Origin of the sequence: Scardovia inopinata JCM 12537 (genome assembly GCF_001042695.1) — a bacterium.
Classification (GTDB): Bacteria; Actinomycetota; Actinomycetes; order Actinomycetales; family Bifidobacteriaceae; genus Scardovia; species Scardovia inopinata.
The window spans coordinates 1,669,681-1,692,300 of record NZ_AP012334.1; the positions used below are offsets into that span (position 1 = coordinate 1,669,681).

At 51.1% G+C, this 22,620-nt stretch carries 16 protein-coding genes, 1 tRNA gene and 3 rRNA genes; 5 read left to right on the forward strand and 15 right to left on the reverse strand.

The genetic code is table 11. The features are described 5' to 3' along the window. Nucleotides 1–68: 68 nt before the first annotated feature. The 3 genes from grpE to SCIP_RS06935 all read right to left on the reverse strand — a co-directional run bounded on the left by grpE (nt 69) and on the right by SCIP_RS06935 (nt 3,653). The gene (gene grpE / locus SCIP_RS06925; protein ID WP_006293407.1) at nt 69–779 is read right to left on the reverse strand and encodes a nucleotide exchange factor GrpE; all 711 of its coding nucleotides are present in this window, start codon (nt 777–779) and stop codon (nt 69–71) included. Next, a complete protein-coding gene (gene dnaK / locus SCIP_RS06930) occupies nt 779–2,665 on the reverse strand; it encodes a molecular chaperone DnaK (RefSeq protein WP_006293406.1) in 1,887 nt (628 codons plus the stop codon). The genes grpE and dnaK overlap by 1 nt, the downstream gene beginning before the upstream one ends. A 304-nt stretch (nt 2,666–2,969) precedes the next feature. Then, nucleotides 2,970–3,653: a histidine phosphatase family protein gene (locus SCIP_RS06935; protein WP_006293405.1), complete on the reverse strand. Its 684-nt coding sequence runs from the start codon at nt 3,651–3,653 to the stop codon at nt 2,970–2,972. A 146-nt stretch (nt 3,654–3,799) separates the two neighbouring features. On the opposite strand from SCIP_RS06935, the gene SCIP_RS06940 reads away from it, so the two are divergent. Further along, nucleotides 3,800–4,381 (forward strand): DUF4235 domain-containing protein, encoded by a 582-nt coding sequence (locus tag SCIP_RS06940; RefSeq protein ID WP_115672855.1) that lies wholly within the window; start codon nt 3,800–3,802, stop codon nt 4,379–4,381. Nucleotides 4,382–4,480: 99 nt separating this feature from the next. Here SCIP_RS06940 and SCIP_RS06945 read toward each other — a convergent pair whose 3' ends face one another. The 3 genes from SCIP_RS06945 to SCIP_RS06955 all read right to left on the reverse strand — a co-directional run bounded on the left by SCIP_RS06945 (nt 4,481) and on the right by SCIP_RS06955 (nt 7,537). Beyond that, nucleotides 4,481–6,538: an acyltransferase family protein gene (locus tag SCIP_RS06945; protein ID WP_006293403.1), complete on the reverse strand. Its 2,058-nt coding sequence runs from the start codon at nt 6,536–6,538 to the stop codon at nt 4,481–4,483. A 94-nt stretch (nt 6,539–6,632) separates the two neighbouring features. Further along, nucleotides 6,633–7,016, reverse strand: coding sequence for a fluoride efflux transporter FluC (locus tag SCIP_RS06950; protein WP_050752385.1), 384 nt, complete (start codon nt 7,014–7,016; stop codon nt 6,633–6,635). Continuing rightward, complete coding sequence (locus tag SCIP_RS06955; protein ID WP_050752384.1) at nt 7,013–7,537, reverse strand: fluoride efflux transporter FluC; 525 nt, start codon at nt 7,535–7,537, stop codon at nt 7,013–7,015. The genes SCIP_RS06950 and SCIP_RS06955 overlap by 4 nt, the downstream gene beginning before the upstream one ends. 229 nt (nt 7,538–7,766) lie before the next feature. Here SCIP_RS06955 and SCIP_RS06960 point away from each other — a divergent pair, with 229 nt between their 5' ends. Together SCIP_RS06960 and SCIP_RS06965 are read left to right on the forward strand one after the other, a co-directional pair. Beyond that, nucleotides 7,767–8,138: a phage holin family protein gene (locus tag SCIP_RS06960; RefSeq protein ID WP_006293400.1), complete on the forward strand. Its 372-nt coding sequence runs from the start codon at nt 7,767–7,769 to the stop codon at nt 8,136–8,138. 35 nt (nt 8,139–8,173) lie between these two features. Further along, complete coding sequence (locus SCIP_RS06965) at nt 8,174–8,479, forward strand: hypothetical protein (RefSeq protein WP_006293399.1); 306 nt, start codon at nt 8,174–8,176, stop codon at nt 8,477–8,479. A 123-nt stretch (nt 8,480–8,602) separates the two neighbouring features. Here SCIP_RS06965 and rrf read toward each other — a convergent pair. The 3 genes from rrf to SCIP_RS06980 all read right to left on the reverse strand — a co-directional run bounded on the left by rrf (nt 8,603) and on the right by SCIP_RS06980 (nt 13,944). Then, nucleotides 8,603–8,719, reverse strand: a 5S ribosomal RNA gene (gene rrf, locus SCIP_RS06970). A gap of 223 nt (nt 8,720–8,942) precedes the next feature. After that, nucleotides 8,943–12,022, reverse strand: a 23S ribosomal RNA gene (locus SCIP_RS06975). A 380-nt stretch (nt 12,023–12,402) separates the two neighbouring features. Next, nucleotides 12,403–13,944: ribosomal RNA gene (locus SCIP_RS06980) — 16S ribosomal RNA — on the reverse strand. The 16S, 23S and 5S rRNA genes sit together here, the layout of an rRNA operon. 550 nt (nt 13,945–14,494) lie before the next feature. Between SCIP_RS06980 and SCIP_RS06985 the strand changes: the two genes are divergently transcribed. Further along, nucleotides 14,495–15,265, forward strand: a complete 771-nt coding sequence (locus SCIP_RS06985) for an SIR2 family NAD-dependent protein deacylase (RefSeq protein ID WP_006292326.1) — start codon at nt 14,495–14,497, stop codon at nt 15,263–15,265. A gap of 163 nt (nt 15,266–15,428) precedes the next feature. Then, entirely contained in the window at nt 15,429–16,985 is a 1,557-nt protein-coding gene (locus SCIP_RS06990; protein ID WP_048349391.1) for a ClC family H(+)/Cl(-) exchange transporter, read from the forward strand. On the opposite strand, the gene SCIP_RS06995 is transcribed toward SCIP_RS06990, so the two are convergent. The 6 genes from SCIP_RS06995 to htpX all read right to left on the reverse strand — a co-directional run bounded on the left by SCIP_RS06995 (nt 16,982) and on the right by htpX (nt 22,529). Beyond that, nucleotides 16,982–17,842: an aldo/keto reductase gene (locus tag SCIP_RS06995; RefSeq protein WP_006292328.1), complete on the reverse strand. Its 861-nt coding sequence runs from the start codon at nt 17,840–17,842 to the stop codon at nt 16,982–16,984. The genes SCIP_RS06990 and SCIP_RS06995 overlap by 4 nt on opposite strands. Before the next feature lie 78 nt (nt 17,843–17,920). Beyond that, entirely contained in the window at nt 17,921–19,225 is a 1,305-nt protein-coding gene (locus SCIP_RS07000) for an adenylosuccinate synthase (RefSeq protein ID WP_006292329.1), read from the reverse strand. 95 nt (nt 19,226–19,320) lie between these two features. Continuing rightward, on the reverse strand, nt 19,321–20,382 hold the full coding sequence (gene fbaA / locus SCIP_RS07005) for a class II fructose-bisphosphate aldolase (RefSeq protein ID WP_040590330.1): 1,062 nt from the start codon (nt 20,380–20,382) through the stop codon (nt 19,321–19,323). Nucleotides 20,383–20,518: 136 nt separating this feature from the next. Next, entirely contained in the window at nt 20,519–21,223 is a 705-nt protein-coding gene (locus SCIP_RS07595; protein WP_050752346.1) for a TM2 domain-containing protein, read from the reverse strand. Nucleotides 21,224–21,329: 106 nt separating this feature from the next. Then, nucleotides 21,330–21,400 (reverse strand) — tRNA-Gly (locus SCIP_RS07015). A 190-nt stretch (nt 21,401–21,590) separates the two neighbouring features. Continuing rightward, on the reverse strand, nt 21,591–22,529 hold the full coding sequence (gene htpX, locus SCIP_RS07020; protein WP_040590691.1) for a zinc metalloprotease HtpX: 939 nt from the start codon (nt 22,527–22,529) through the stop codon (nt 21,591–21,593). Nucleotides 22,530–22,620 lie beyond the last annotated feature (91 nt).

Below are 22,620 nucleotides of genomic sequence, written 5' to 3' on the forward strand. Positions count from 1 at the left end.
CCATCCCAGAGACGGGGCTGCTTCCAGCCCCGCTCATCGAAGACACATCATGCCCACAGGGCATTATTCTAATCTGCTGTTTTATCTTTTGCCTCTTCTGCCTCACTGGGAACAGCGACCACAACGAGGGCTGCCCGAACCACCCGATCGCCAATCTTGTACCCGGCTTCAACCAGGGTATCAATAACTTCATGGTCAACAGTGGAATCCGGCTTACGAAGAACAGCATCATACCTGGCAGGATCGAAATCTTCCCCAACCTGGCCATACTTTTCCACCCCAAACTTGGCAAAGATTTTATCAATCTTGGCGGCTACGGCAGTGAAAGACTCATCGGGATTGCCATGAGTCTGAATCCGGTCAATATCATCCAGAGCCGGCAGCAGGGCCGTCAGCACATCAATGATTCCATGCTGACGGAAACGTTCCTGCTCTTTTTGTGCCCGGTTACGATAGTTGATGAACTCAGCCCGTTCCCGCTGAAGAGCTTCCAGATAGTCAGCAGCTTCCTTCTTGGCCTTGCCCAGAGGAGTCAACGCATCATCTGTACCATCAGCTGGTGCTGAGGATGAGTCCCGGGATGAGTCCGGTGTCTCAGATTCGGCTGAAGCATCAGCAGTGGATGCATCAGCAGGCTGATCGGTCTGACTTTCCTGCCCTTCGGCAGGCTCCTGATCAGGCTCTTCAGCCGGACTTGGCTGACCAGCCTTTCCCTGCCCAGCCAAGTCATCTGCTTCATCCGCGCCAGCGAGGTAATCTTCCTTGCTGAAATCTGACATTACTTCTTGTCCTTATCATCGTCATCCACAACTTCGGCGTCTACCACGTCATCGTCATTGGAAGAAGCACCAGCGGAAGAACCTGCGCCAGCACCTGAAGCAGCAGCGGCACCATCAGCACCAGCTGACTGCTGCTGAGCATACAAAGCTTGACCGATCTTCTGAGCAGAATTCATCAACTCAGTCTGAGCAGTCTTCACGGCTTCAATATCCTCACCTTTCAGGGCTTCTTTCAGAGCGTTGACCTTGTCGGTGACCTCCTTAGCCAGGTCGTCGCTGATCTTGTCCTTGTTGTCTTTAACCAGCTTCTCTGTCTGATAGGCAAAGGATTCAGCCTGGTTGCGGGTCTCAGCCTCCTCACGACGCTTCTTGTCTTCCGAAGCGTGAGATTCAGCTTCCTTCACCATACGATCAATCTCCTCCTTAGGCAGCCCAGATCCGCCGGTAATAGTCATCGACTGTTCCTTGCCGGTTCCCTGATCTTTAGCGGACACATGGACGATGCCGTTGGCATCAATGTCAAAAGTGACCTCAATCTTGGGGACACCCTGAGGAGCCGGAGCAATACCAGTCAGCTCAAAAGTGCCCAAGGGCTTGTTATCGCGGGCAAACTCGCGTTCACCCTGGTAAACCTGAATCAGCACAGACGGCTGATTATCTTCGGCAGTAGAGAAGACTTCGCTTCTCTTAGTAGGAATAGCTGTATTGCGATCAATCAGCTTGGTCATAATGCCGCCCTTGGTTTCAATTCCCAAACTCAAAGGAGTGACATCAATGAGGAGGACATCAGAGCGGTCTCCCTTAATAACACCTGACTGAACAGCAGCACCTACAGCCACAACTTCATCAGGATTGACCGTCTTGTTGGGCTCTTTGCCGCCGGTTAATTCCTTGACCAGATCCTGAACGGCAGGCATACGGGTAGAGCCACCAACCAGGACAATGTGATCAATCTGCGAAACGGAAATACCAGAGTCCCGCAGAACAGCATTGAAGGGGTCACGGCAGCGGTTTAACAGGTCAGCAGTCATTTCCTCAAAATGAGCCCGGGTGAGAGTTTCATCCAAATGAACAGGAGTTCCATCAGGAGTCATAGCCAAGTACTGCATGGAAATGCTGGTGGAAGAAGACGAGCTCAACTCCTTCTTAGCCTGTTCAGCCGCTTCCTTCAGGCGCTGCAGGGCAATCTTGTCTTTAGACAGGTCTACCCCATACTTATTCTTAACTTCAGAAACCAGCCAGTCGATAATGGCCTGATCCCAGTCATCGCCGCCCAGGTGATTATCTCCATTCGTGGCCTGAACCTGAATAGTCGAGAAACCATCCTCATCCTTGCCAATTTCCAGCAAGGACACATCGAAGGTGCCGCCGCCCAAATCGAAGACCAGAATGCGCTCATCTTCCTTGCCCTTCTCCAAACCATAGGCAAGAGCTGCTGCAGTAGGCTCATTGATAATGCGCAAAACGTTTAGACCGGCAATGGTACCAGCATCCTTAGTGGCCTGACGCTGAGCGTCGTTGAAATAAGCAGGGCAGGTAATCACCGCATCGGTAACGGGCTCACCAAGGTAAGCTTCAGCATCCCTCTTGAGCTTCATCAAAATCTGGGCGGAGACCTCCTGCGGAGTCCACTTCTTACCATCAATATCGACGCTCCAGTCCGTGCCCATATGACGCTTGACTGAAGAAATAGTGCGGTCGACGTTGGTAACAGCCTGACGCTTGGCAACTTCTCCAACCAAAATCTCGCCTGATTTGCTGAAAGCCACAACCGACGGAGTTGTCCGAACACCTTCAGCGTTTACAATAACTGTTGGCTGTCCACCTTCCAGTGTTGCGATGCAGGAGTTAGTAGTACCCAAATCGATACCTACTGCACGTCCCATAATGTATCCTCCCTATGTAATCGTTACATATCATATATCGTATGCTCATCTAAAGCTGAGCCGTTTCACCTCAACTTTAAACTTGAGTCTATACAACTCAACTTTACTTTGTCAACTTGTATTCCCTCCTCCAGGGACAATCTGAGAAAAAGAGAAAAAATCGGACAAACTAGGAAGCAAATTGGAAGAAAATAGGACAAAATTACAGGAGAAAAATTATGAATGAAGAATCAGAATGACCGAGAGGCAGCGCTCTTTACAGCAGCAAAAATGCTCCAGGCGGAAATTGCAATCTTATGCAATCTTAAATATTCCACTTATAGATAACCCGATCCTCATGATGCCAGGCTAATACACAAAAATGAGCCGTCTCCAGCTCAAGCATGCGAGCGCAGGAAGGTTCCATCCCCAGCCACTGAGTAGTAAGAATCCGCAGAATATGGGCATGGGCAACACAGACTACATTTTCTCCCGCTTCCAGTTTAGGAAGGACTCGATTGATAACTGCCCGCGTCCTGGCTCCGGCCATTGCCGCAGACTCCCCTATTCCATTGACTATGGTAACCGTCCCCTGCCCTTCCAGCTTTTCCCGTCTGGTCCCCCGCAGACTCTGAGGTAGAGTTAAAGGGCCACGATCCCAGATATTCCAGGTATCTTCCCCAATAGCAGCGGCCACTTGTGCCCTGGTACGCCCCTCTGCCGGACCGTAATCAAATTCCATCAGATTATCATCAGCAATTGCCGATTCAAAGCCTGCAAGCGCGGCCGTTCGGCGAGCCCGAATCAGGGGGGAGGTTAAAACGAAAGCCCGATTCAGCTCTGGTCCAAAATTCTCCCTGAGCCGCTCTCCTGCCTGCCGGGCTTGCTCTTCTCCCTCCGCAGTCAAAGGTATATCAGTTCGCCCGGTATACTGTCCGCTTTCGCTCCACACAGTTTGTCCGTGACGTAAAAGAATAAACTTGCCTCTGCTTGCTTTTGTCTCTGCCATAAAATCACCTCGTGCATCGTTGCCGGATCTGCTGCTTACCTATATGAGCCTATCTTAGTACATGATTATGAAATTCATATGAAGCTCGCTCTGACTCGGTTAGAGGTCGATTACTCCTTCTCTGCTTACCGTGAGATAATAGACACATGAATATTATGCACAAGTCTTCCCACCGGAGTTCCACAAGCAAGTCGACACTGACAGATGCCTCGGATAAACAAGTCAACCTCACAGCTAAGTCAGACAAGCTCAAGGATAAACAGGCAGATTCAGGCTCTGTTTTGAATTCTCAGGTAGACAGTTTCGTTTCGTCTCTGTCAAAGGTAGATGACGCTGTTGCCCGGCAGACCAAGAAAATTAAAGCTGACTCCGATGATCTGACTGACAAAATCATCAAAACAGCCCTACCGGCTATCGCCGGTTTTATTGTGAGCAAGGTTGCCACAATAGCCTGGGATGCAATCTTCCATAAGGGGCATTTTGCTAAAAATCATGGCACAGAGGTTAAGGGAGCTCTGGATGATTCCGCACTGCGCTCAGGAGACGAAGCCGGGCAGGGTATTCTTATGGGGATGCTCTTTGCAGCGCTGACCGGAGCTCTAGGTTCCCTAACATCAGCGCTTTCTACCCGCGGGTCGGAAAAAATCGTCACCAAACGGCAGGCAAAACGCAAGCCCAGCAAGGGGAAGAAAGCTGCCAAGAAAGCCATCAAGACCAGGCGGTCATAAAACAAGCGGTCATAAGGTCATAAAAAAGACAGTCATAGCGGTCATAAACTTCTGCGGCTTTTATCTGCTTTTATCAGCTTTTATCTGTTTTGTCAGCTTTTATCTGCTCTGAAGCCAATTATGGAGGGCATCATAGATTGTCCCTGCATACAGGGGGGCTCCAGCAGGAGTCGGGTGAATCCCGTCACTGGACAAGAGCTGGGGATGACTGCGGGCAGCAGCGTCCCAGTTTACCAGCAAGGCTTCATGGGGATGACGATTCACAAAATCTTGTGCATTTCGGTTCGAAGCAGCCGCCCAGGACCTGTCCATATGAGCATTAACAACAACAAAAATATGCCCTGGGCCGGCAGTTCTGTAGATATCTTCCCATTGTTGCGGACTCCCGGCAGCATTAGTGCCCAGGGAAATAATCAGATATTGTCTCAGCAAGCCCCGTGCCTTCAGATTGGCGATTGTGCCAGCGCCTTCATAGAGAAAGCGGGAAACCTTTGCATCTATGACGATCCCGGGGAATCTGGCCTGCAGAGCAGATGCAGAACCCAGCATGACAGAGTCGCCTACTGCGGTTATGCGAGAGCCGGAAGGCATAACCACAGACTTAGGGCTCGCCGTGGATGACCTGTCGGATTGAGATGCAGAAGGTCTCTTGCTGGGAGTTTTGGCAGACTTTTCTCTCTGCCTGGAGGGTTTCCGGCTGGAAGGTTCCTTGCCCGTTTGAGAAGCCAGAACCCGCTCCTGTTCCTGCAGTTGAGATTGAATTGATGTTTGGGCAGGAGCATGGCCAATAATTGCCAGACAGCCAATCCACAAGACAACTACTAGCCCCATGACCACAACCCGCTGAAGATTGCTGGCCAGTCGCCGAGGCTCTTCCACATATCTGGCACTGAGCCAAGTCATTATGAGGGTTACCAGGCATGCCAGAAGAGCAATCAGCCATTCATATCGTCCACGGAGACTGGGGAAAAGCAATCTGAGCAAAATATACAGTGGCCAATGCCACAAATATATTCCATAAGAATATTTTCCTGCCAGCCGCAAAGGTTTCCACACAAAGATTGCTTTCATCCATGACTTGCGGGGCATCGTCCCCCATAACATTCCCAGGGTCAGAAAAGCTGTCAGGAAAAGTACCCCTTGAAAAGCAGCATCCCGGCTGGTCAATCCATAGGTTAGACAGCAAAAGACAATCAAGGAAAGAAAAGAAATCAGGGGAAGGACAGATTTACCCAGAGGAGTCTGAGCAAAACGGCTATTAGCAACGTTTTTCGGATTCATCCTGTCAGCCAGATCCGCTAAAACCTTCTGTCTGGGCGTGCAGGTGCTTTCCAAAAACGCCTGTTCTACTACCCCCCTCAGCTTGATCCCCTGAGAATGCACCAGAGCAAAGGCAAAAGCAGCTCCCAGCAGGAGACCAAAGCTATGCGTCCCTAGATCAAAATATACCCGGGTAGGATGGGAAGGATCAGCGTGAAAAATAAGCCCCATGGCGGCAGCGCTGGCAAAAGACAAAATAGTTGAGACAAGAGCCCCCGTCAGCCCCACTGATCTCATCACTGCTGTTGTCTGCAGATATTGTCCTATAGTGGCAGAAAATTCGTTCTTTCCTCCCCTTGCCGTTTGTTTTGCTGATTTTTTATGCAGGACAGCAGCAAAAATCAGACTCAGATAGAGAGGAGCAAGCAGATAGAATTGAGCACAGATAGCTAGGAACCACAGTGGTTCCAACAGGTTCGGGACGCTCTGATCAAAATAACTGCCTCCGGTGAAGATACTGTAATAATTATAAGAAAAAGTCACAGAAGCGAGAATCCGTTTACCCAAACCCACCAGTGCATCTTTATTAATGAACCAGGCAAGAATGGTAACGGTTGGAATCATGACAATCATGGCAGGAAACAGGCGCCTCAGCCGCCTCAGATAAAAATGTCCCAGATATTTCCCCCATTGGCCAGGCTTCATAAGACCCTGATCCTTGTTCCACGCTGTCATAAAATCTTTAATCAGCGACAGGGTAATCAAAAAACCGGTGAGGGTAAAGAAGACATCAACCCCTATAAAGCCCCCGGGGAAAATCTGACCGCAATAATGGTAGAGGACAATAGCAATAATAGCTATCCCCTTTATGCCATCCAAAGCGTAATTCCTCTTCATAACCAACCTTTTCCATTTTGTCCATCACGGTAACCAACAAAAATATAGCTGTCAGCTAGTACAAATTGTGACGTCCGATCCGCCGACTGTACCCTTATCTGACCAGCAGATATCCCAGAGCTGCACATCCTGGAGGAAGAAGGAGGCAGGCGAATAAATATCCCCATCCTGTTCGATAATTTTTCTTTTCCCAAAGGACAGTGATCTCATTCATAGCAGTAGAAAAGGTCGAAAATCCTCCTAAAAATCCAGCCGACAGGACAGAAGACAAAGCAGTGGGAACCAGGGCAGATGCTCCAAGGGTCGCAATAATTCCCAGGAGAAAGGAGGCAAGAGCATTAATAATCAATGTAGACAGGGGAAAAGCTCTTCCCCAGATCTGTTTAATCAGGGTATCAAGAACAAATCTGAGCAGAGCCCCCAGGCCCCCGAATAGGCAAATAATAAGGACAGTCAGCCAGGCAGACATTCCTCTCATCTTTTCCTCTTCCCCGTGACAGCTTTGCCCAGCCGGGCCCCTGCATAAGAACAGACGAGCCCCACAAGAATAGTGCCGCTTGCATATAATGCATAAGCTGCGAGGTGACCGGACCGGATCATCGTTACTTGCTCCCAGGCAAAAGTCGACATAGTGGACAGGCCGCCGCAAAAGCCCATACCCAACCCCCTGTTGACTATCTGTCCCTGCCGTTTATCCATCACGCTGAGTCCGGTTAAGAGTGCCGTCAGGCACGCATAAAGAAAGCAAGCAATCAGATTGGCTACCAAAGTTCCCCAGCGCAGGCTGGACCACACCTGCATAGGATTGCTGCCAGCGGCCGCTGAATTGTCAGGAGAGAAAACGGCTGGGTTGCCGAAAGATAGGCCATAACGAAGGCCAGTTCCCAAGCAGCCGCCCAGAAATACGACAAGATAGAAAGCCCAGTCCTTCAAAGGTGATGGCCTGTGATCTATTTTACTGTGATTTATTTTACTGTGGTCTATTTTATTTGTCATCATATGTAACCTCTATCATACCCACGTCCTCCTTGTACCTGCACACCGAAGCCACCGATATTACCATTACCAATCACCACTATCGCCCACCACTACCAGAAAAATCTCTTCGGGGCAATGTATTTATACCGTATATCTATTCCAGGTATTTATAATTCCAGGTATTTATACTGGGTATCTACCAGCGACTTATCTCCGCCTGTCTGGTTATAAGTCTGCATATAATAGACATATGAGAAATTTTCTGGTTAGTTGGTTCATTATGACGATTGCCTGCGGGATTACATCCTGGTTGCTTCCCGGAGCCTATGTGGTAGGGGGAAACAAACTGCTGGCCTATGTCGCTTTTGCCCTTTTCATGGCTTTGATTAATGCATCAATTAAACCCTTCCTCCAAATGCTTGCTCTTCCAGCGTCTATCATGTCGTTTGGGATTACAGCAATACTCATCAATGTTGCTCTCCTGGCTCTTGCTTCTTCCCTTGCAACCGGGGTTTTTGGCGTAGGGCTTGCATTTAAAAGCTTCTGGTGGGCCTTGCTGGGAGCATTTGTCATATCTATGATATCCAGCATTCTTGATGCAATTATGAACTATCTGGTCTAAGGTCATACCTTGGTACAAATGTAAGGTTAAAACATATGAAGAGGAAAGAGCTCAAAGAATATAAGGTAACCATCATATTGCTGTCAGCAGCGATGATAGTTTTACTTATTGGATTAGGTGTTTACTTATTCTTTGAATGGAAATTATCCCAGATTGCAGCACTCCCCAATGATGATGTTGGTGGGTGGAGTAAGCTTTTTGGTTTTCCTGTGTTGGGTGTGGGGTCGCTTGTAGGGTGTTTCCTTATGTGGGGGTCGGTTCCTACGTTTATTGCTGCGGGAGTGTCCGCCTGTATTCAGGTGACTCACCATAAAAATAAACAACAACCAAACAAACAATAATAACTAAAAATAAGAAATAAAACAATTAAAAAATAAAATTAAGTTAAGGTGTTTGGTTGGGTGTGGGTATTGGGTTTAACTGGTGTGGCCGGTTAAACCCTTCATCGTACTGTTAATGTTTGTGTGTGGCGGTGTGCTACTTTCCCGCGTCCTGTCGGATGGAGTATCATTGCCGTGCCAGGTCTTAGCTTCCGGGTTCGGGATGGTGCCGGGCGTTTCCCCTGGGCTATGACCGCCACAAGACTCTATTCTCTTATTATTCTGTTGTTTTATTGTGTGGTGGGTTGGGGACCGGTTAGTGGACGGGGCGGCTGCTTGCTTGAGGTTGGGTGGTGTAGTATATAGTTTGAGAGTGTGTCACTAACAGTAGTGTGTTCTCTTGTTGCTGTGAGGAGTGTTACACTGTTCTTACCCGCATGCTCATACATACTCGTATAAGCTGATGGTAAGAATGGTGAGAAAGAGAGTAGTTGCTCTTGACCGTTAGTACCAGTCAGCTTCACATGTTACCATGCTTCCACGTCTGGCCTATCAACCCGGTGTTCTACCGGGGGTCTTTCAAACCTCGAAGGGTTTCGGGAATCCTTATCTTGGAGAAGGCTTCCCGCTTAGATGCTTTCAGCGGTTATCCTATCCGAACGTAGCTAACCAGCCATGCCACTGGCGTGACAACTGGCATACCAGAGGTTCGTCCACCCAGGTCCTCTCGTACTATGGGCAGGGCTCCTCAAGATTCCAACGAGCGCAGAGGATAGAGACCAAACTGTCTCACGACGTTCTGAACCCAGCTCGCGTGCCGCTTTAATCGGCGAACAGCCGAACCCTTGGGACCTGCTCCAGCCCCAGGATGCGACGAGCCGACATCGAGGTGCCAAACCATCCCGTCGATATGGACTCTTGGGAATGATCAGCCTGTTATCCCCGGGGTACCTTTTATCCGTTGAGCGATGCCGCGTCCGTACACCGGCACCGGATCATTATCTCCGACTTTCGTCCCTGCTCGAGCCGTCACTCTCACAGTCAAGCCCGCTTATATGATTACACTCGTAACCCGATTGCCAACCGGGTTGAGCGGACCTTTGAGCGCCTCCGTTACTCTTTAGGAGGCAACCGCCCCAGTTAAACTACCCGCCAGGCACTGTCCCTGAACAGGATAACTGTTCGAGGTTAGACGCCCACTGCCAGCAGAACGGTATTTCACCTGTCGACTCCACACAATCTAGCGACCATGCTTCACCGTCTCCCGCCTATTCTACACAACCAGCAGCGAACGACAATACCAAGGTATAGTAAAGGTCCCGGGGTCTTTTCGTCCTTCTGCGCTTAACGAGCATCTTTACTCGTACTGCAATTTCACCGAGGTCCTGGTCGAGACAGTGGGGAAGTCGTTACGCCATTCGTGCAGGTCGGAACTTACCCGACAAGGAATTTCGCTACCTTAGGATGGTTATAGTTACCACCGCCGTTTACCGGGGCTTAAATTCACCACGTCACCCACAGGGTTAATGGATCCTCTTAACCTTCCGGCACCGGGCAGGCGTCAGTGCATATACCGCGACTTACGTCTTCGCATGCACCTGTGTTTTTGGTAAACAGTCGCTACCCCCTAGTCTGTGCCACCCCGTCAAGCTCCCTAACGTACATTAGATCACCCAGCAGGGTCTCCCTTATACCGAAGGCACGGGAGTAATTTGCCGAGTTCCTTGACCAGGATTCACTCGAACGCTTTAGTATACTCTACCTGACCACCTGTGTCGGTTTAGGGTACGAGCGGTAGCACACCTGACAGCGAAGCTTTTCTCGACACAAGGACCCACCATCACACAACCCCTTACAGGATCATGCCTATCACGCCTCAGACGCACACCGTGACGGATTTACCTATCACACGCCCCACACGCTTAGCCAACCACAACCACCGGGCTGGACAGCTATCCTCATGTGTCACTCCTCTGCTACCCTACTACACCAGCCAGTAATGACACCACTCGCCTCTCTCCCACCCCGAAAGACAGGAAAAAAACAAGCAGGACCACCCTACCAGCGCCTCAAGTTATGACGGTATACCACCGGTACGGGAATATCAACCCGTTCATCCATTCGACTACGCCTGTCGGCCTCGCCTTAGGACCCGACTCACCCGGGGACGTTGAACGTGGCCCCGGAACCCTTAGTCATCCAGCGGACGGGATTATCACCCGCCTGTCGTTACTCATGTCTGCATTCTCACTTCCCTACAGTCCACACAAGCTTCCACTCATGCTTCACCCCAGCAGGGAACGCTCTCCTACCCAACCAGCCTTCAAGCTGATTGCCGCGTCTTCGGTGGTGTGCTTGAGCCCCGCTACATTGTCGGCGCGGAACCACTAGACCAGTGAGCTGTTACGCACTCTTTCAAGGATGGCTGCTTCTAAGCCAACCTCCTGGCTGTCCATGCGACTCCACATCCTTTCCCACTTAGCACACGCTTAGGGACCTTAAACGACGATCTGGGCTGTTTCCCTTTCGACAACGGAGCTTATCCCCCGCTGACTCACTGCCACCACACACCTACTGGTATTCGGAGTTTGGTTGCCGTTAGTACCCACCATGGGCCCGTCGGCATCCAGTAGCTCTACCCCCAGCAAGCGACCTGGTAACGCTGCACCTAAATGCATTTCGGAGAGAACCAGCTATCACGGAATTTGATTGGCCTTTCACCCCTAACCACAAGTCATCCCCCCAGTTTTCAACCTAGGTGGGTTCGGGCCTCCACACGGTCTCACCCGCGCTTCACCCTGCTCACGGCTAGATCATCCCGCTTCGGGTCCAGAACATGCGACTAACCACGCGCTCTTCACACTCGCTTTCGCTACGGCTCCCCCACACAGGTTAACCTCGCCACATGCCACTGACTCGCAGACTCATTTTTCGATAGGCACGCCATCACCCCACACAAAGGGCTCTGACGGATTGACAGCCTATGGTTTCAGGAACTATTTCACTACCCTCCCGGGCTACTTTTCACCTTTCCCTCACGGTACTCGTCCACTATCGGTCACGCACACATATTTAGACTTACCCCACGGTCAGGGCAGATTCACACGAGATTCCACGAGTCTCGTCCTACTCGGGGACACTCCACAACCAGGCCAGACACTTTCGGCTACGGGACCATCACCCTCTACGGTCATGTATTCAACCATGTTCACCTCATATCCAACTTTATCACTAGCACGGGGCACGCCTGCACCCCACGGGAAACCCCACAACACCACACACGCATCAGCAGGCGCCTCTACCACGCGCATGGTTTAGTCTCCTCCGCTTTCGCTCGCCACTACTCACAGAATATCTTTTCCTACAGGTACTAAGATGTTTCACTTCCCTGCGTACCCCCCGCACACACGCGGTACCAGCCCACAACAGCCAGTAGGTTACCCCATTCAGACACCCTCGGATCAACGCCCTGTCGGCAACTCCCCGAGGCTTATCGCAGCCCCACACGTCTTTCATCGGTCATGCGTGCCCAGGCATCCACCATAAGCCACAGCAAGCAACACTCACATCACTCACCAGCCTAACGACCCCAGACAACAACTGTCATCACACAATAATGATCACACTAAACTAAAACATTCACCCCACACCCCCCTCCCACAAGAGAGAAGCACGGGAAGAAAATGCACCACAAACACCCCACCCCAACAGGCAAGGCATTCGCTCGCGTCCACTATCCAGTTCTCAAACCACCACCCCAGACACGCAGCAACCACCCACCAGCAATCACCACACACCAGGAAGCCCCCACACCGCACAGTCGCGGTTTGGAAACCCAACAGCATGCCCCACACTACCCTCTTGTTTTCCGACTCATCCACACCACACCAGCCACACGACTGGCAGAAAAAACACCCCCACACAGGGGGCACACATCTCCGTAGAAAGGAGGTGATCCAGCCGCACCTTCCGGTACGGCTACCTTGTTACGACTTAGTCCCAATCGCGAACCTCACCTTAGACGGCTCTCCCCACAAGGGTTAGGCCACCGGCTTCGGGTGCTGCCCACTTTCATGACTTGACGGGCGGTGTGTACAAGGCCCGGGAACGCATTCACCGCGGCACTGCTGATCCGCGATTACTAGCGACTCCACCTTCACGGAGCCGAGTTGCAGGCTCCGATCCGAACTGAGACCGGTTTTACAGGATCCGCTCCACGTCACCGTATCGCATCCCGCTGTACCAGCCATTGTAGCATGCGTGAAGCCCAGGACGTAAGGGGCATGATGATCTGACGTCATCCCCACCTTCCTCCGAGTTAACCCCGGCGGTCCCTTGTGAGTCCCCGGCACGACCCGCTGGCAACACAAGGCAAGGGTTGCGCTCGTTGCGGGACTTAACCCAACATCTCACGACACGAGCTGACGACGACCATGCACCACCTGTGAAAGCGCCCCGAAGGGAAACCCTATCTCTAAGATCAACGCTCACATGTCAAGCCCTGGTAAGGTTCTTCGCGTTGCATCGAATTAATCCGCATGCTCCGCCGCTTGTGCGGGCCCCCGTCAATTTCTTTGAGTTTTAACCTTGCGGCCGTACTCCCCAGGCGGGACGCTTAACGCGTTAGCTCCGACACAGAACCCGTGGAAATAGGCCCCACATCCAGCGTCCACCGTTTACAGCGTGGACTACCAGGGTATCTAATCCTGTTCGCTCCCCACGCTTTCGCTCCTCAGCGTCAGTAACAGCCCAGAGACCTGCCTTCGCCATAGGTGTTCTTCCCGATATCTACACATTCCACCGTTACACCGAGAATTCCAGTCTCCCCTACTGCACTCAAGCCCGCCCGTATCCAACGCAAACCCACCGTTAAGCAGTAAGCTTTCACACCAGACGCGACGAACCGCCTACGAGCCCTTTACGCCCAATAAATCCGGACAACGCTTGCACCCTACGTATTACCGCGGCTGCTGGCACGTAGTTAGCCGGTGCTTATTCACCAAGTACACTCACCAACCCACACAGGGCCAGCTTGCTCCCCAATAAAAGCGGTTCACAACCCGAAGGCCTCCATCCCGCACGCGGCGTCGCTGCATCAGGGTTCCCCCCATTGTGCAATATTCCCCACTGCTGCCTCCCGTAGGAGTCTGGGCCGTATCTCAGTCCCAATGTGGCCGGTCGCCCTCTTAGGCCGGCTACCCGTCGAAGCCTTGGTAGGCCATCACCCCACCAACAAGCTGATAGGACGCGACCCCATCGCATAGCACACAAAACTTTCCCACCAGACCATGCAGCCCAGTGGACCATTCGGTATTACCACCCGTTTCCAGGAGCTATACCCAACTACACGGCAGGTTAGTCACGCATTACTCACCCGTTCGCCACTCTCACCCACCCAGCAAAAACCAAGCAGGATCCCGTTCGACTTGCATGTGTTAAGCACGCCGCCAGCGTTCGTCCTGAGCCAGAATCAAACCCTCCACAAAAAAACCTCACAGAAGACTCAAAACAAGCCCACAAAAAAGAAAAAAACAAAAAGCACAAGGACACCCAACCACCCACAGGCAGCCAAGCACCTCACACAAAAAACATGCCCCCCACAAGCACACCACACAAGCACACCCATGAGAAACACACTGGCAATCAAAAAACAAAAACCAAACCAAAAACAAACTTTCAGTTCAGGCATAAAAAGTAGCACAAAACACGCTATTGAGTTCTCAAACCACCACCACACAACCAGCCACAACCCCCAACCACGAAGGAAGCAACCCCGCAGGCAGCAAAAAAAAACAATACACCACCCCACCCCACACCACAACCCCCCGGCGTGTCGCAAAAGAAATTTCAACGTTTTGCACTTTTTCGTCCTTCTGGTCTCCAAAAGAGTAAATCTATATTAGATTATTTATATAAGATTAGAAATTACAAAGAATTACCACAGCAGGTACCTGAGGCATACGGCCAGAGATGTCCCCGCAAGAGACAGGAGACACCCTAACCATAGATTGCGGGATACGGATTACTGGAGTAGATATGACCGAAAAACCATACAAAATAGCCGTTCTTACCGGAGCCGGCATTTCAACAAGCGCCGGCATCCCCGATTTCAGAGGACCTGAAGGAGTCTGGACCAAGCATCCGGAGCAAATGAATGTTTACGATATTCAAGCATTTCTGACCAGCAAAGACGATCGGGAATACTCCTGGAGATGGCAGAAGGAGTCCCCCGTTTGGAATGCCCAACCAGGAGTAGCACATCAGGCTCTGGTAAAGCTGGAAAAAGCTGGTCTTCTAACCCTGCTGGCAACACAAAACTTTGATGGTTTGCATGAAAAGGCCGGCAACAGCGACCACGTGATTGTTAACCTGCATGGGACCATAGCAAGTTCTCACTGCATGCGCTGCCATAAGAAGTACAAAACAGCGGACATCATGGATCAGCTGGACGCCAATCCTGATCCTCATTGCACCAGGTTGCTCCCCTACCAGGGGAACAGACCCTGCGGTGGTTTGATTAAGACTGATGTTACCTATTTTGGGGAAGCCTTGCCGCAGGGAGCTATGGAATTAAGTTCTCAAAGGGCGCAGGAAGCAGATGAATTTTGGGTGGTCGGCTCCACTTTGGAGGTTTTCCCAGCCGCTTCTCTGGTACCTATTGCCGCCCGGGCCGGCGTCCCCATCACCATTATGAACATGGGAGCCACTCAATACGATTACCTGGCTGACCGCCTAATTCGGGAGCCTATTGAGCAGGCTCTTCCTCAATTGGTAGAGAAAACCCTGAAGGAACGGGCCGGGGACTGACCTCCGGAGAAGGAAGCGGAAGATGCCAAGGAAAAAGCGCCACCGTCAGGAGAAGCAGGCCCAAGTACCCTTACCCTTACCCTCTCCGCAGGCGACCTTGCCCTCTCACCGGCAGCTGACAAGGCAGTCGCATACCTTACAGCTTTTGTCGGGAGCCAACCGTATGCGCTGGCTTGTTGCAGCTCAGGGGATCCTCTGCGGGCTAGTAGCAGGAATCCTGGTGGTTGGCTACCGCCTGGCTATCCAATATGGAACGATTTTTGCCGGAAAAGCCTACCTGTGGCTCAAGGCCAATCCCTTAGGCCTGCTGGCCTGGGCAGCAGCTGTTGTGGTATCCAGTTTTCTGTTGACCTATCTGGTTCGCTGGGAACCATCGGCTTCTGGGTCAGGTATTCCTCAAACTGAAGGGACCCTCCTGTGGGGGCTGCCCATTCGATGGTTTCCTGTGCTCTGCGTTCGTTATATGGGTGGTATTCTCTGCAGCTTGTTTGGTCTGTCCCTTGGCCGAGAAGGCCCCTCCATCCACATCGGGGCAGCTGCGGCCAAGGCGGTGAGTTCAAAAACCAGCAAAAACTCAGTTGAAGAGAACAGTCTGATTACTTCCGGGGCTGCGGCTGGTTTATCTGCAGCTTTCAACGCCCCTCTGTCGGGGATGATGTTCGCCCTGGAAGAGATTCACAAGAGTTTTTCTCCAACAGTTTTGCTGACCGCGTCCACAGCCGCTCTTACCTCGGATGCGGTTGCCAAGTACTGGTTCGGTTTGAGACCTGTACTAGATTTCACCCATGTCAATGAAATTCCACTGAAGGACTACCCCTGGCTTCTTCCTCTGGGGCTAGTTTCCGGCCTGATCGGAGTTATTATTAACCGCAGCTTACTGGCTTTTCAGGTCTTCTATGGAAAAATCCCGGAACTTTTTCGCCCTATGCTGGCCCTGATTCTTGCCCTTCCCTGCGGAATCTTCCTGCCCTTATCGCTGGGAGGGGGAGCTAACACCATTAAGTTTGCAGAAACAGCATCTGGTTCTCTGAAAATTTTGGTCATTCTGCTGATCGTAAAAATTCTTTTTACCTCCACCAGTTACAGCAGCGGAGTTCCTGGTGGTATATTTATGCCTATTTTAACCATGGGGGCTTTGGGGGGCGGAATCTTCGCCCGGCTCATGGTTGTTGCAGGCCTGCTCCCATCAAATCTGACAGCAGTTTTTACCGTTCTGGCTATGGCAGGAGCTCTGACAGCGGCAGTTAAAGCCCCTATTACGTCAATTCTTCTGGTTGTAGAAATGTCAGGCTCCCTGGTGCATATGCTCCCCGTAGCCGCGACAGCCTTGATCTCCCTCCTGGTCTCTGATGCCCTCCACACCAAACCTATCTACCCTGCGCTCCTGGAAAGATACATGATTAAGCATGAACATAAAAATATAGCCGCTATACCTGCTAAAAGCGGGATAGTGGAGATTCCTGTACAGGTTGACAGCCAGGCTGCGGGCAGACGGATAGGGAACATTGAATGGCCTGAAAGCACCTCTATTATTACGATTCGCAGGGGCGGCCAGGAATTTGTGCCCCGTCATGATACAAAAATCCTGGCCGGGGATGCTCTCATTGTCACCTTTTCCGGCCAGGATCAGCGCCATGTACGCGAAGGGTTGGAAGGTATCTGTGGTCAAGGGGATGAAGATCCGGATCCGGATCCAGCGCTCTCCCCTAATTTTGTCTAAAAAGTCACCTGATCAGGAACCTGACAGTGACCGCCTATATGGCGGCGAGAACCGATCAGATCCATTTCATCTTCGCTTAGTTCAAAATCAAAGATTAGGGTATTTTCTCTGATCCTGTCCTGGTGAACAGACTTAGGCAGAGGAATAATACCCTGTTGCACTTCCCACCTCAGGCAAACCTGAGCCGGGGTATGCCTGTACTTATCCGCCACAGCCTTGATAACCTCATCGGACAGAATTGCCGCTTCTCCCAAAGGAGCCCAGGCTTCCACCGCGATATTGTGTCTGTGGCAATACCGGACTGCCTCAGCCTGAGGCCAGCCGGGATGAACCTCAATCTGATCTACCATAGGCTGAACCTGGCAGGTAGCCAAGAGCTCTTCCAGATGGTTAGGCAGAAAGTTGGATACACCAATAGCCTTGATACGGCCCGATCGATATAATTCCTCAAAAGCCCGCCAGGTCTCAGCGTTGATTCTTGGCGCATCCGCCCCAAACTGCTTGCGGTTTGCTGGCCAGTGAATCAAATACAGATCAAGATAATCCAAGCCCAGCCGGTCCATAGTTTTATCAAAGGCAGCTAAGGTCTTATCGTAACCACGCTCGGAGTTCCACAGCTTGCTGGTAACAAAAACATCCTGGCGGTTCAGGCCGCTGTCGCGGACGGCCTGGCCTACTTCAGCCTCATTACCATACACAGCTGCTGTATCAATATGCCGATAGCCCGCCTCCAGGGCTTCCAGGACGACTTTTCTGGTAATCTCAGTCGGGGTCTGGAAAGTTCCAAATCCCATACCGGGAATCTGTACCTCGTTGCTCAATTTCATGGGTGAGGTAAGACTAGTTATTTGCTGCATATGCATCCTCCCGTCTTATTGGTAGTGTAACTGGTGGTGTAATTGACAGTGCTTATTTAGCAGTACTGCAACACATCATTAATCATCAATCAGACTGTGTAAAGAAATAATTTGCTCACGGGTAGCTCCGACTCCAATAGCAGAAATCCTGCAGGCAGACAGCTCTTCCAGCCGTCTGACATAATTCTGCGTTGTTCGAGGAAGATCCTCAAAATGGCGAACAGTGCTAATATCTTCATCCCAGCCGGGCATGTACTCATAAATTGGCCTGGCGGTAGAAAAAGCTTCCTGGTCGGTCGGCATGTTTTCATGCCGGCTGACTGTCCCGTCGGCATTCTGAACCTCATAAGCCACGCAAATAGGGATAGTTTTCAGACCAGTAAGAACATCCAGCTTAGTAAGCACTATGTCAGTCAGACCATTGACTTCCGTGGCATACCGGTTGATAACAGCATCAAACCAGCCACAGCGGCGGGGACGGCCAGTGGTCACCCCATATTCATGGCCGTGCGCCCGAAGCCACTCTCCCCCCTGCCCATCAAGCTCTGTAGGGAAAGGCCCCTCCCCCACACGGGTGATGTAAGCCTTGGACACACCAACAACGCGGTCTATCTTAGTGGGACCAACACCAGTTCCTGTACAGGCACCACCGGCAGTGGGATTGGATGAAGTCACGAAGGGATAGGTGCCATGATCGATATCGAGCATAGTGGCTTGTCCGCCTTCAAAAAGGACCGTCTTCCCCTGGTCGAGGGCCGCATTCAACACATGCTGGGTATTAGCCACATAAGGCTTTAGCCTGGCACCCAGGGCCAGAAGCTCCTGGGTGGTCTGATCAATATCAATGGCTCTGCGGTTGTAGAGCTTGACCAGCATCTGATTTTTCTGGTGGAGGGAAGCCTCTACTTTATCTCTCAGGCTGTCTGGGTGGTAAAGATCATGGACTCGAATACCCACTCGATTAATTTTGTCTGCGTACGTTGGACCAATACCGCGGCCTGTAGTGCCAATCTTACGCTTGCCCAGAAAACGTTCTGTAACCTTGTCAATCACCCGGTCATATGGGGCAATAATATGGGCGCTGTCAGATACTAGGAGCCGGGAGCAATCAAGGCCGCGAGCCTGTAGGCCATCAATTTCTTGGAAAAGAACTTCTAGGTCAATCACGACTCCGTTGCCGATAACCGGAATTACCTGAGGATTAATAATTCCGGAAGGAAGCAGGTGAAGGGCGTAGGTCTCATCACCGACTACTACCGTATGACCGGCATTGTTGCCCCCGTTGAAGCGGGCAACATAATCGACCTTTGTCCCTATGAGATCGGTCGCCTTCCCCTTACCTTCATCGCCCCACTGGGCACCAATAAGAACAATTCCCGCCATAGTATCCCCTTTCGTGGTCTCTTATCTGCCGGCTCCTGCCTGACAATCTCCTAGTCGATTGACATATTACCTGTTTTTCAGCGCTCTCGGCCTTATCAGCGTAAAGCCTTGCCGGCAGAGCCCAGACTAATGCAGGCCTCTACGACCCTCTTTGCCATGGAATCCTCGGCTTCCCGACCCCATGATCTGGGGTCATACGCAGCCTTGTCGCCAATCGATCCGTCAATTTTCAGCACCTTGTCATAATTGCTGAACATGTGCCCTGCCACCGCACGAGTGAAGGCATACTGAGTATCGGTATCAATATTCATTTTCACCACACCGTGAGAAACAGCCTCAGCAATTTCCGCCGGTAAAGAGCCCGAACCACCATGGAAAACCAAGAGGAAAGGCTTGCCGTCGGGAGCCTGAGGGCTGGGAGAAGAAATCAGCCCCTGATTGATTTCCTTTTGGGTTTCAGACTGAATTTTGCCCAGCAGACCAGGCCTAAGCTTTACATAGCCAGGCTTGTAAGATCCATGAACATTCCCAAAGGTAAATGCGGCCATGTACCGACCCCGCTCACCCATTCCCAAACGCTGAGCAACGGCAAAAGCATCCTGAGGGGTGGAATAGAGCTTATCGTCAATAGCCCCGGTAACCCCATCCTCCTCACCACCGACAGCGCCAATCTCAATTTCCAGAATGGTATGAGCCTTAACAGACTGATCCAGGAGCTCCTCAGCAATAGCCAGATTTTCTGACAGACTCACAGCAGATCCGTCCCACATGTGCGATTGGAAAGTTGGCTCATGGCCACCTGCTACTTCTTCTTGCTCAATAGCCAGCAGGGGACGAACCCATTCATCCAGATATTGCTTAGCGCAATGATCCGTATGAAGAGCAATAGTGTTGTTAGGATACCGTGCGGCAACCTCATGAGCATAACGGGCCAGGGCCAAAGAGCCCGTAACCCGGTCTGCCACTCGCTGTCCGGACAAATAAGCGGCAGATCCCACAGAAATCTGAATAATCCCATCCGATTGAGCGTCGGCAAACCCCTGCAGGGCTGCATTCAAGGTTTGTGTACTGGTTACATTGATGGCAGGGTATGCATATCCGCCCTTACGAGCCTCATCGAGCATGTGGGCGTATCGTTCCGGAGTTGCAATAGTCATATTCCTATTATCCCACACATGAACTACATGAAAAAGCCTTTTATCTCAAAAAGATAAGAGGCAGACTAATCTGAGCCGTAAACTGACTGGCCGCAGGAAAAATCAGCAAGAATTACCGAAACTACTCTACAGTAAATTAATCCTGAAGCTCGTAACCGGCAGCATCGCGATGCCAGGGAGAGCCAGGCTTGGATGAAAGAATGAGGATAGCCTCGACCAAAGCCCATATCCCAGAGACAAGAGGACCAACAATGATAATCCATCCAATCAGGGTCAACAGAAGCTGAGCGACAGCCTTGGAAGTATTCCCCAAATAGAAATTGTGAACCCCAAGATAGCCAAGGAAAATGCCCAAAAGACCGGCAGCAAGCTTGGAATGAGTGCCGACTAAATAAGCAAATTGAGGAGCATACGCAATCGGCTGAGCATACGGACCAGGCTGAGCATACGGATACGGGCCCGGCTGAGCATAAGGATTCTGTGGTGGAGCATATTGATTCTGAGGCTGACTATACGGGTTCTGAGGCTGAGCATAAGGATTCTGCTGGTTATACCCATCGTAGGAAGTATTATATCCTCCCTGATCAGCACCGAAATGAGCTCCATAAGAAGCAGCATCAGGTTGATTATACGCGGCAGATGAAGCTGATGATGGAGCTGATGGATTTGGAGCAGTCTGTCCAGGCACATAAGAACTGGCAGAAGGAGCATTCGCTGGGTCTCCTACCGTGCTTGCTGTCCCCTCAAACGACGTTTGGGAAACCCCATAGCCCTGCTGCTGGTCCGTATTCTGATAGTTTACAGACCCATCTTCAAAAGTATTATTACTATTTTCTTCCATGTCCTCAATGTACCAAAAGAGAGGGAACTCTGCCAGTTAGTGTCTCATTAAAAAGAGAAAAAAGAATTTTTAACGCTGCAACTAAAAAATAGAGACTTACCAGAAGAGCGGATGACGGGAATCGAACCCGCCTTTACAGCTTGGGAAGCTGTCGTTCTACCTATGAACTACATCCGCACAAACATCGTTGCCAAACCAGCTGATAAAAGCCGGGAGAAAGTTGAAGATTATGTCCTCAACTTGTTTCGCATTCAAGGCAACGACACCAGTGTAGCATAGGGACGAACCGGCCGACACCAGCGAGTCCGACCTCACGCTTTATGCCACAGGGCTGCTCCAGGGATTGCTTCAGAAAGAGCTGGTGGAACTAGTGCTGTAGATAGGGCTCAGAAACCGGCCCCTGCTGCAGAGAAGACTGTCCATACATCTGAGCCTGCATCTCTTCCAGTCGGGCAATCCGGTCTGCGGTCGGAGGATGAGTGGAGAAGAGCCGGCTTACAGCCTCAGCATTAAAAGGACTGGCAATCATAAGAGCAGACATGGTCCTGGTGGAATTATTTACCTTCATGGGAGCCCGGCTAACCCCGGCTTCAATCTTCTGCAGGGCATCCGCTAAAGCCTGAGGGTCTTCTGTCAGCTTGCTGCCGTCTTCATCCGCATCGTACTCCCGGGTGCGGGAGATAGCCATCTGAATGAGCGAAGCGCCAATAGGAGCCAGAATCATGGCCAGGAGAGCACCAAGAGGGCTGCTGGAGCGATCATTATCCCTGTCTGAGCCACCGAAATACATGAGCGAATATCCCAGATAGGTAATTACCATGGACATGGCTGAGGCTATGGATGATGTGAGGATGTCATGATTGTATACATGCATGAGTTCATGCCCCAGAACTCCGCGAATTTCCCGATAGTTCAGAATCTGCAGAATTCCTTCGGTACAGCATACTGCAGCATGACGTTCATTGCGGCCGGTTGCGAAAGCGTTGGGAGACTGAGTCGGAGCAATGTAGATTCGCGGCATTGGCTTGCCTGCCTTAGAAGAGAGCTCACGAACAATGGCATAGAGATTAGGAGCTTCCTGCTCAGAAACCTCTCTAGCGCCCATGGATGCGGTAGCTAATTTGTCAGAAAACCAATAGGAGCTGAAGGTCATAACCACTGCGATAATCAGGTAATAAACAAGCGATGATCTGCTGGCTCCGGTTGCATACCAGATAAGGAAAATAACCGCCCACATCAGGCCAAAAAGGGTTATGGTTTTCAGCCCGTTGGCGTGACCATGAACGTGGAATTTCTGAGTAGTCATCATGCTATTCCTTTACAGTTTTCGATTACCCCGGTTATTTAACCTGGTTACTGAATGCAAGTATACCGTCTGCCTAAAGTTTAGCATTTCT

Excerpts from the sequence above, each read along its gene's own strand:
- SCIP_RS06935 (WP_006293405.1), bottom strand. The coding sequence starts at position 3,653 with ATGGCAGAGACAAAAGCAAGCAGAGGCAAGTTTATTCTTTTACGTCAC.
- SCIP_RS06990 (WP_048349391.1), top strand. The coding sequence starts at position 15,429 with ATGCGCTGGCTTGTTGCAGCTCAGGGGATCCTCTGCGGGCTAGTAGCA.
- fbaA (WP_040590330.1), bottom strand. The coding sequence starts at position 20,382 with ATGACTATTGCAACTCCGGAACGATACGCCCACATGCTCGATGAGGCT.
- SCIP_RS06940 (WP_115672855.1), top strand. The coding sequence starts at position 3,800 with ATGAATATTATGCACAAGTCTTCCCACCGGAGTTCCACAAGCAAGTCG.
- dnaK (WP_006293406.1), bottom strand. The coding sequence starts at position 2,665 with ATGGGACGTGCAGTAGGTATCGATTTGGGTACTACTAACTCCTGCATC.
- SCIP_RS06995 (WP_006292328.1), bottom strand. The coding sequence starts at position 17,842 with ATGCAGCAAATAACTAGTCTTACCTCACCCATGAAATTGAGCAACGAG.
- grpE (WP_006293407.1), bottom strand. The coding sequence starts at position 779 with ATGTCAGATTTCAGCAAGGAAGATTACCTCGCTGGCGCGGATGAAGCA.
- SCIP_RS06955 (WP_050752384.1), bottom strand. The coding sequence starts at position 7,537 with ATGATGACAAATAAAATAGACCACAGTAAAATAAATCACAGTAAAATA.
- SCIP_RS06960 (WP_006293400.1), top strand. The coding sequence starts at position 7,767 with ATGAGAAATTTTCTGGTTAGTTGGTTCATTATGACGATTGCCTGCGGG.
- SCIP_RS06950 (WP_050752385.1), bottom strand. The coding sequence starts at position 7,016 with ATGAGAGGAATGTCTGCCTGGCTGACTGTCCTTATTATTTGCCTATTC.
- SCIP_RS07595 (WP_050752346.1), bottom strand. The coding sequence starts at position 21,223 with ATGGAAGAAAATAGTAATAATACTTTTGAAGATGGGTCTGTAAACTAT.
- SCIP_RS06985 (WP_006292326.1), top strand. The coding sequence starts at position 14,495 with ATGACCGAAAAACCATACAAAATAGCCGTTCTTACCGGAGCCGGCATT.
- htpX (WP_040590691.1), bottom strand. The coding sequence starts at position 22,529 with ATGACTACTCAGAAATTCCACGTTCATGGTCACGCCAACGGGCTGAAA.
- SCIP_RS07000 (WP_006292329.1), bottom strand. The coding sequence starts at position 19,225 with ATGGCGGGAATTGTTCTTATTGGTGCCCAGTGGGGCGATGAAGGTAAG.
- SCIP_RS06945 (WP_006293403.1), bottom strand. The coding sequence starts at position 6,538 with ATGAAGAGGAATTACGCTTTGGATGGCATAAAGGGGATAGCTATTATT.
- SCIP_RS06965 (WP_006293399.1), top strand. The coding sequence starts at position 8,174 with ATGAAGAGGAAAGAGCTCAAAGAATATAAGGTAACCATCATATTGCTG.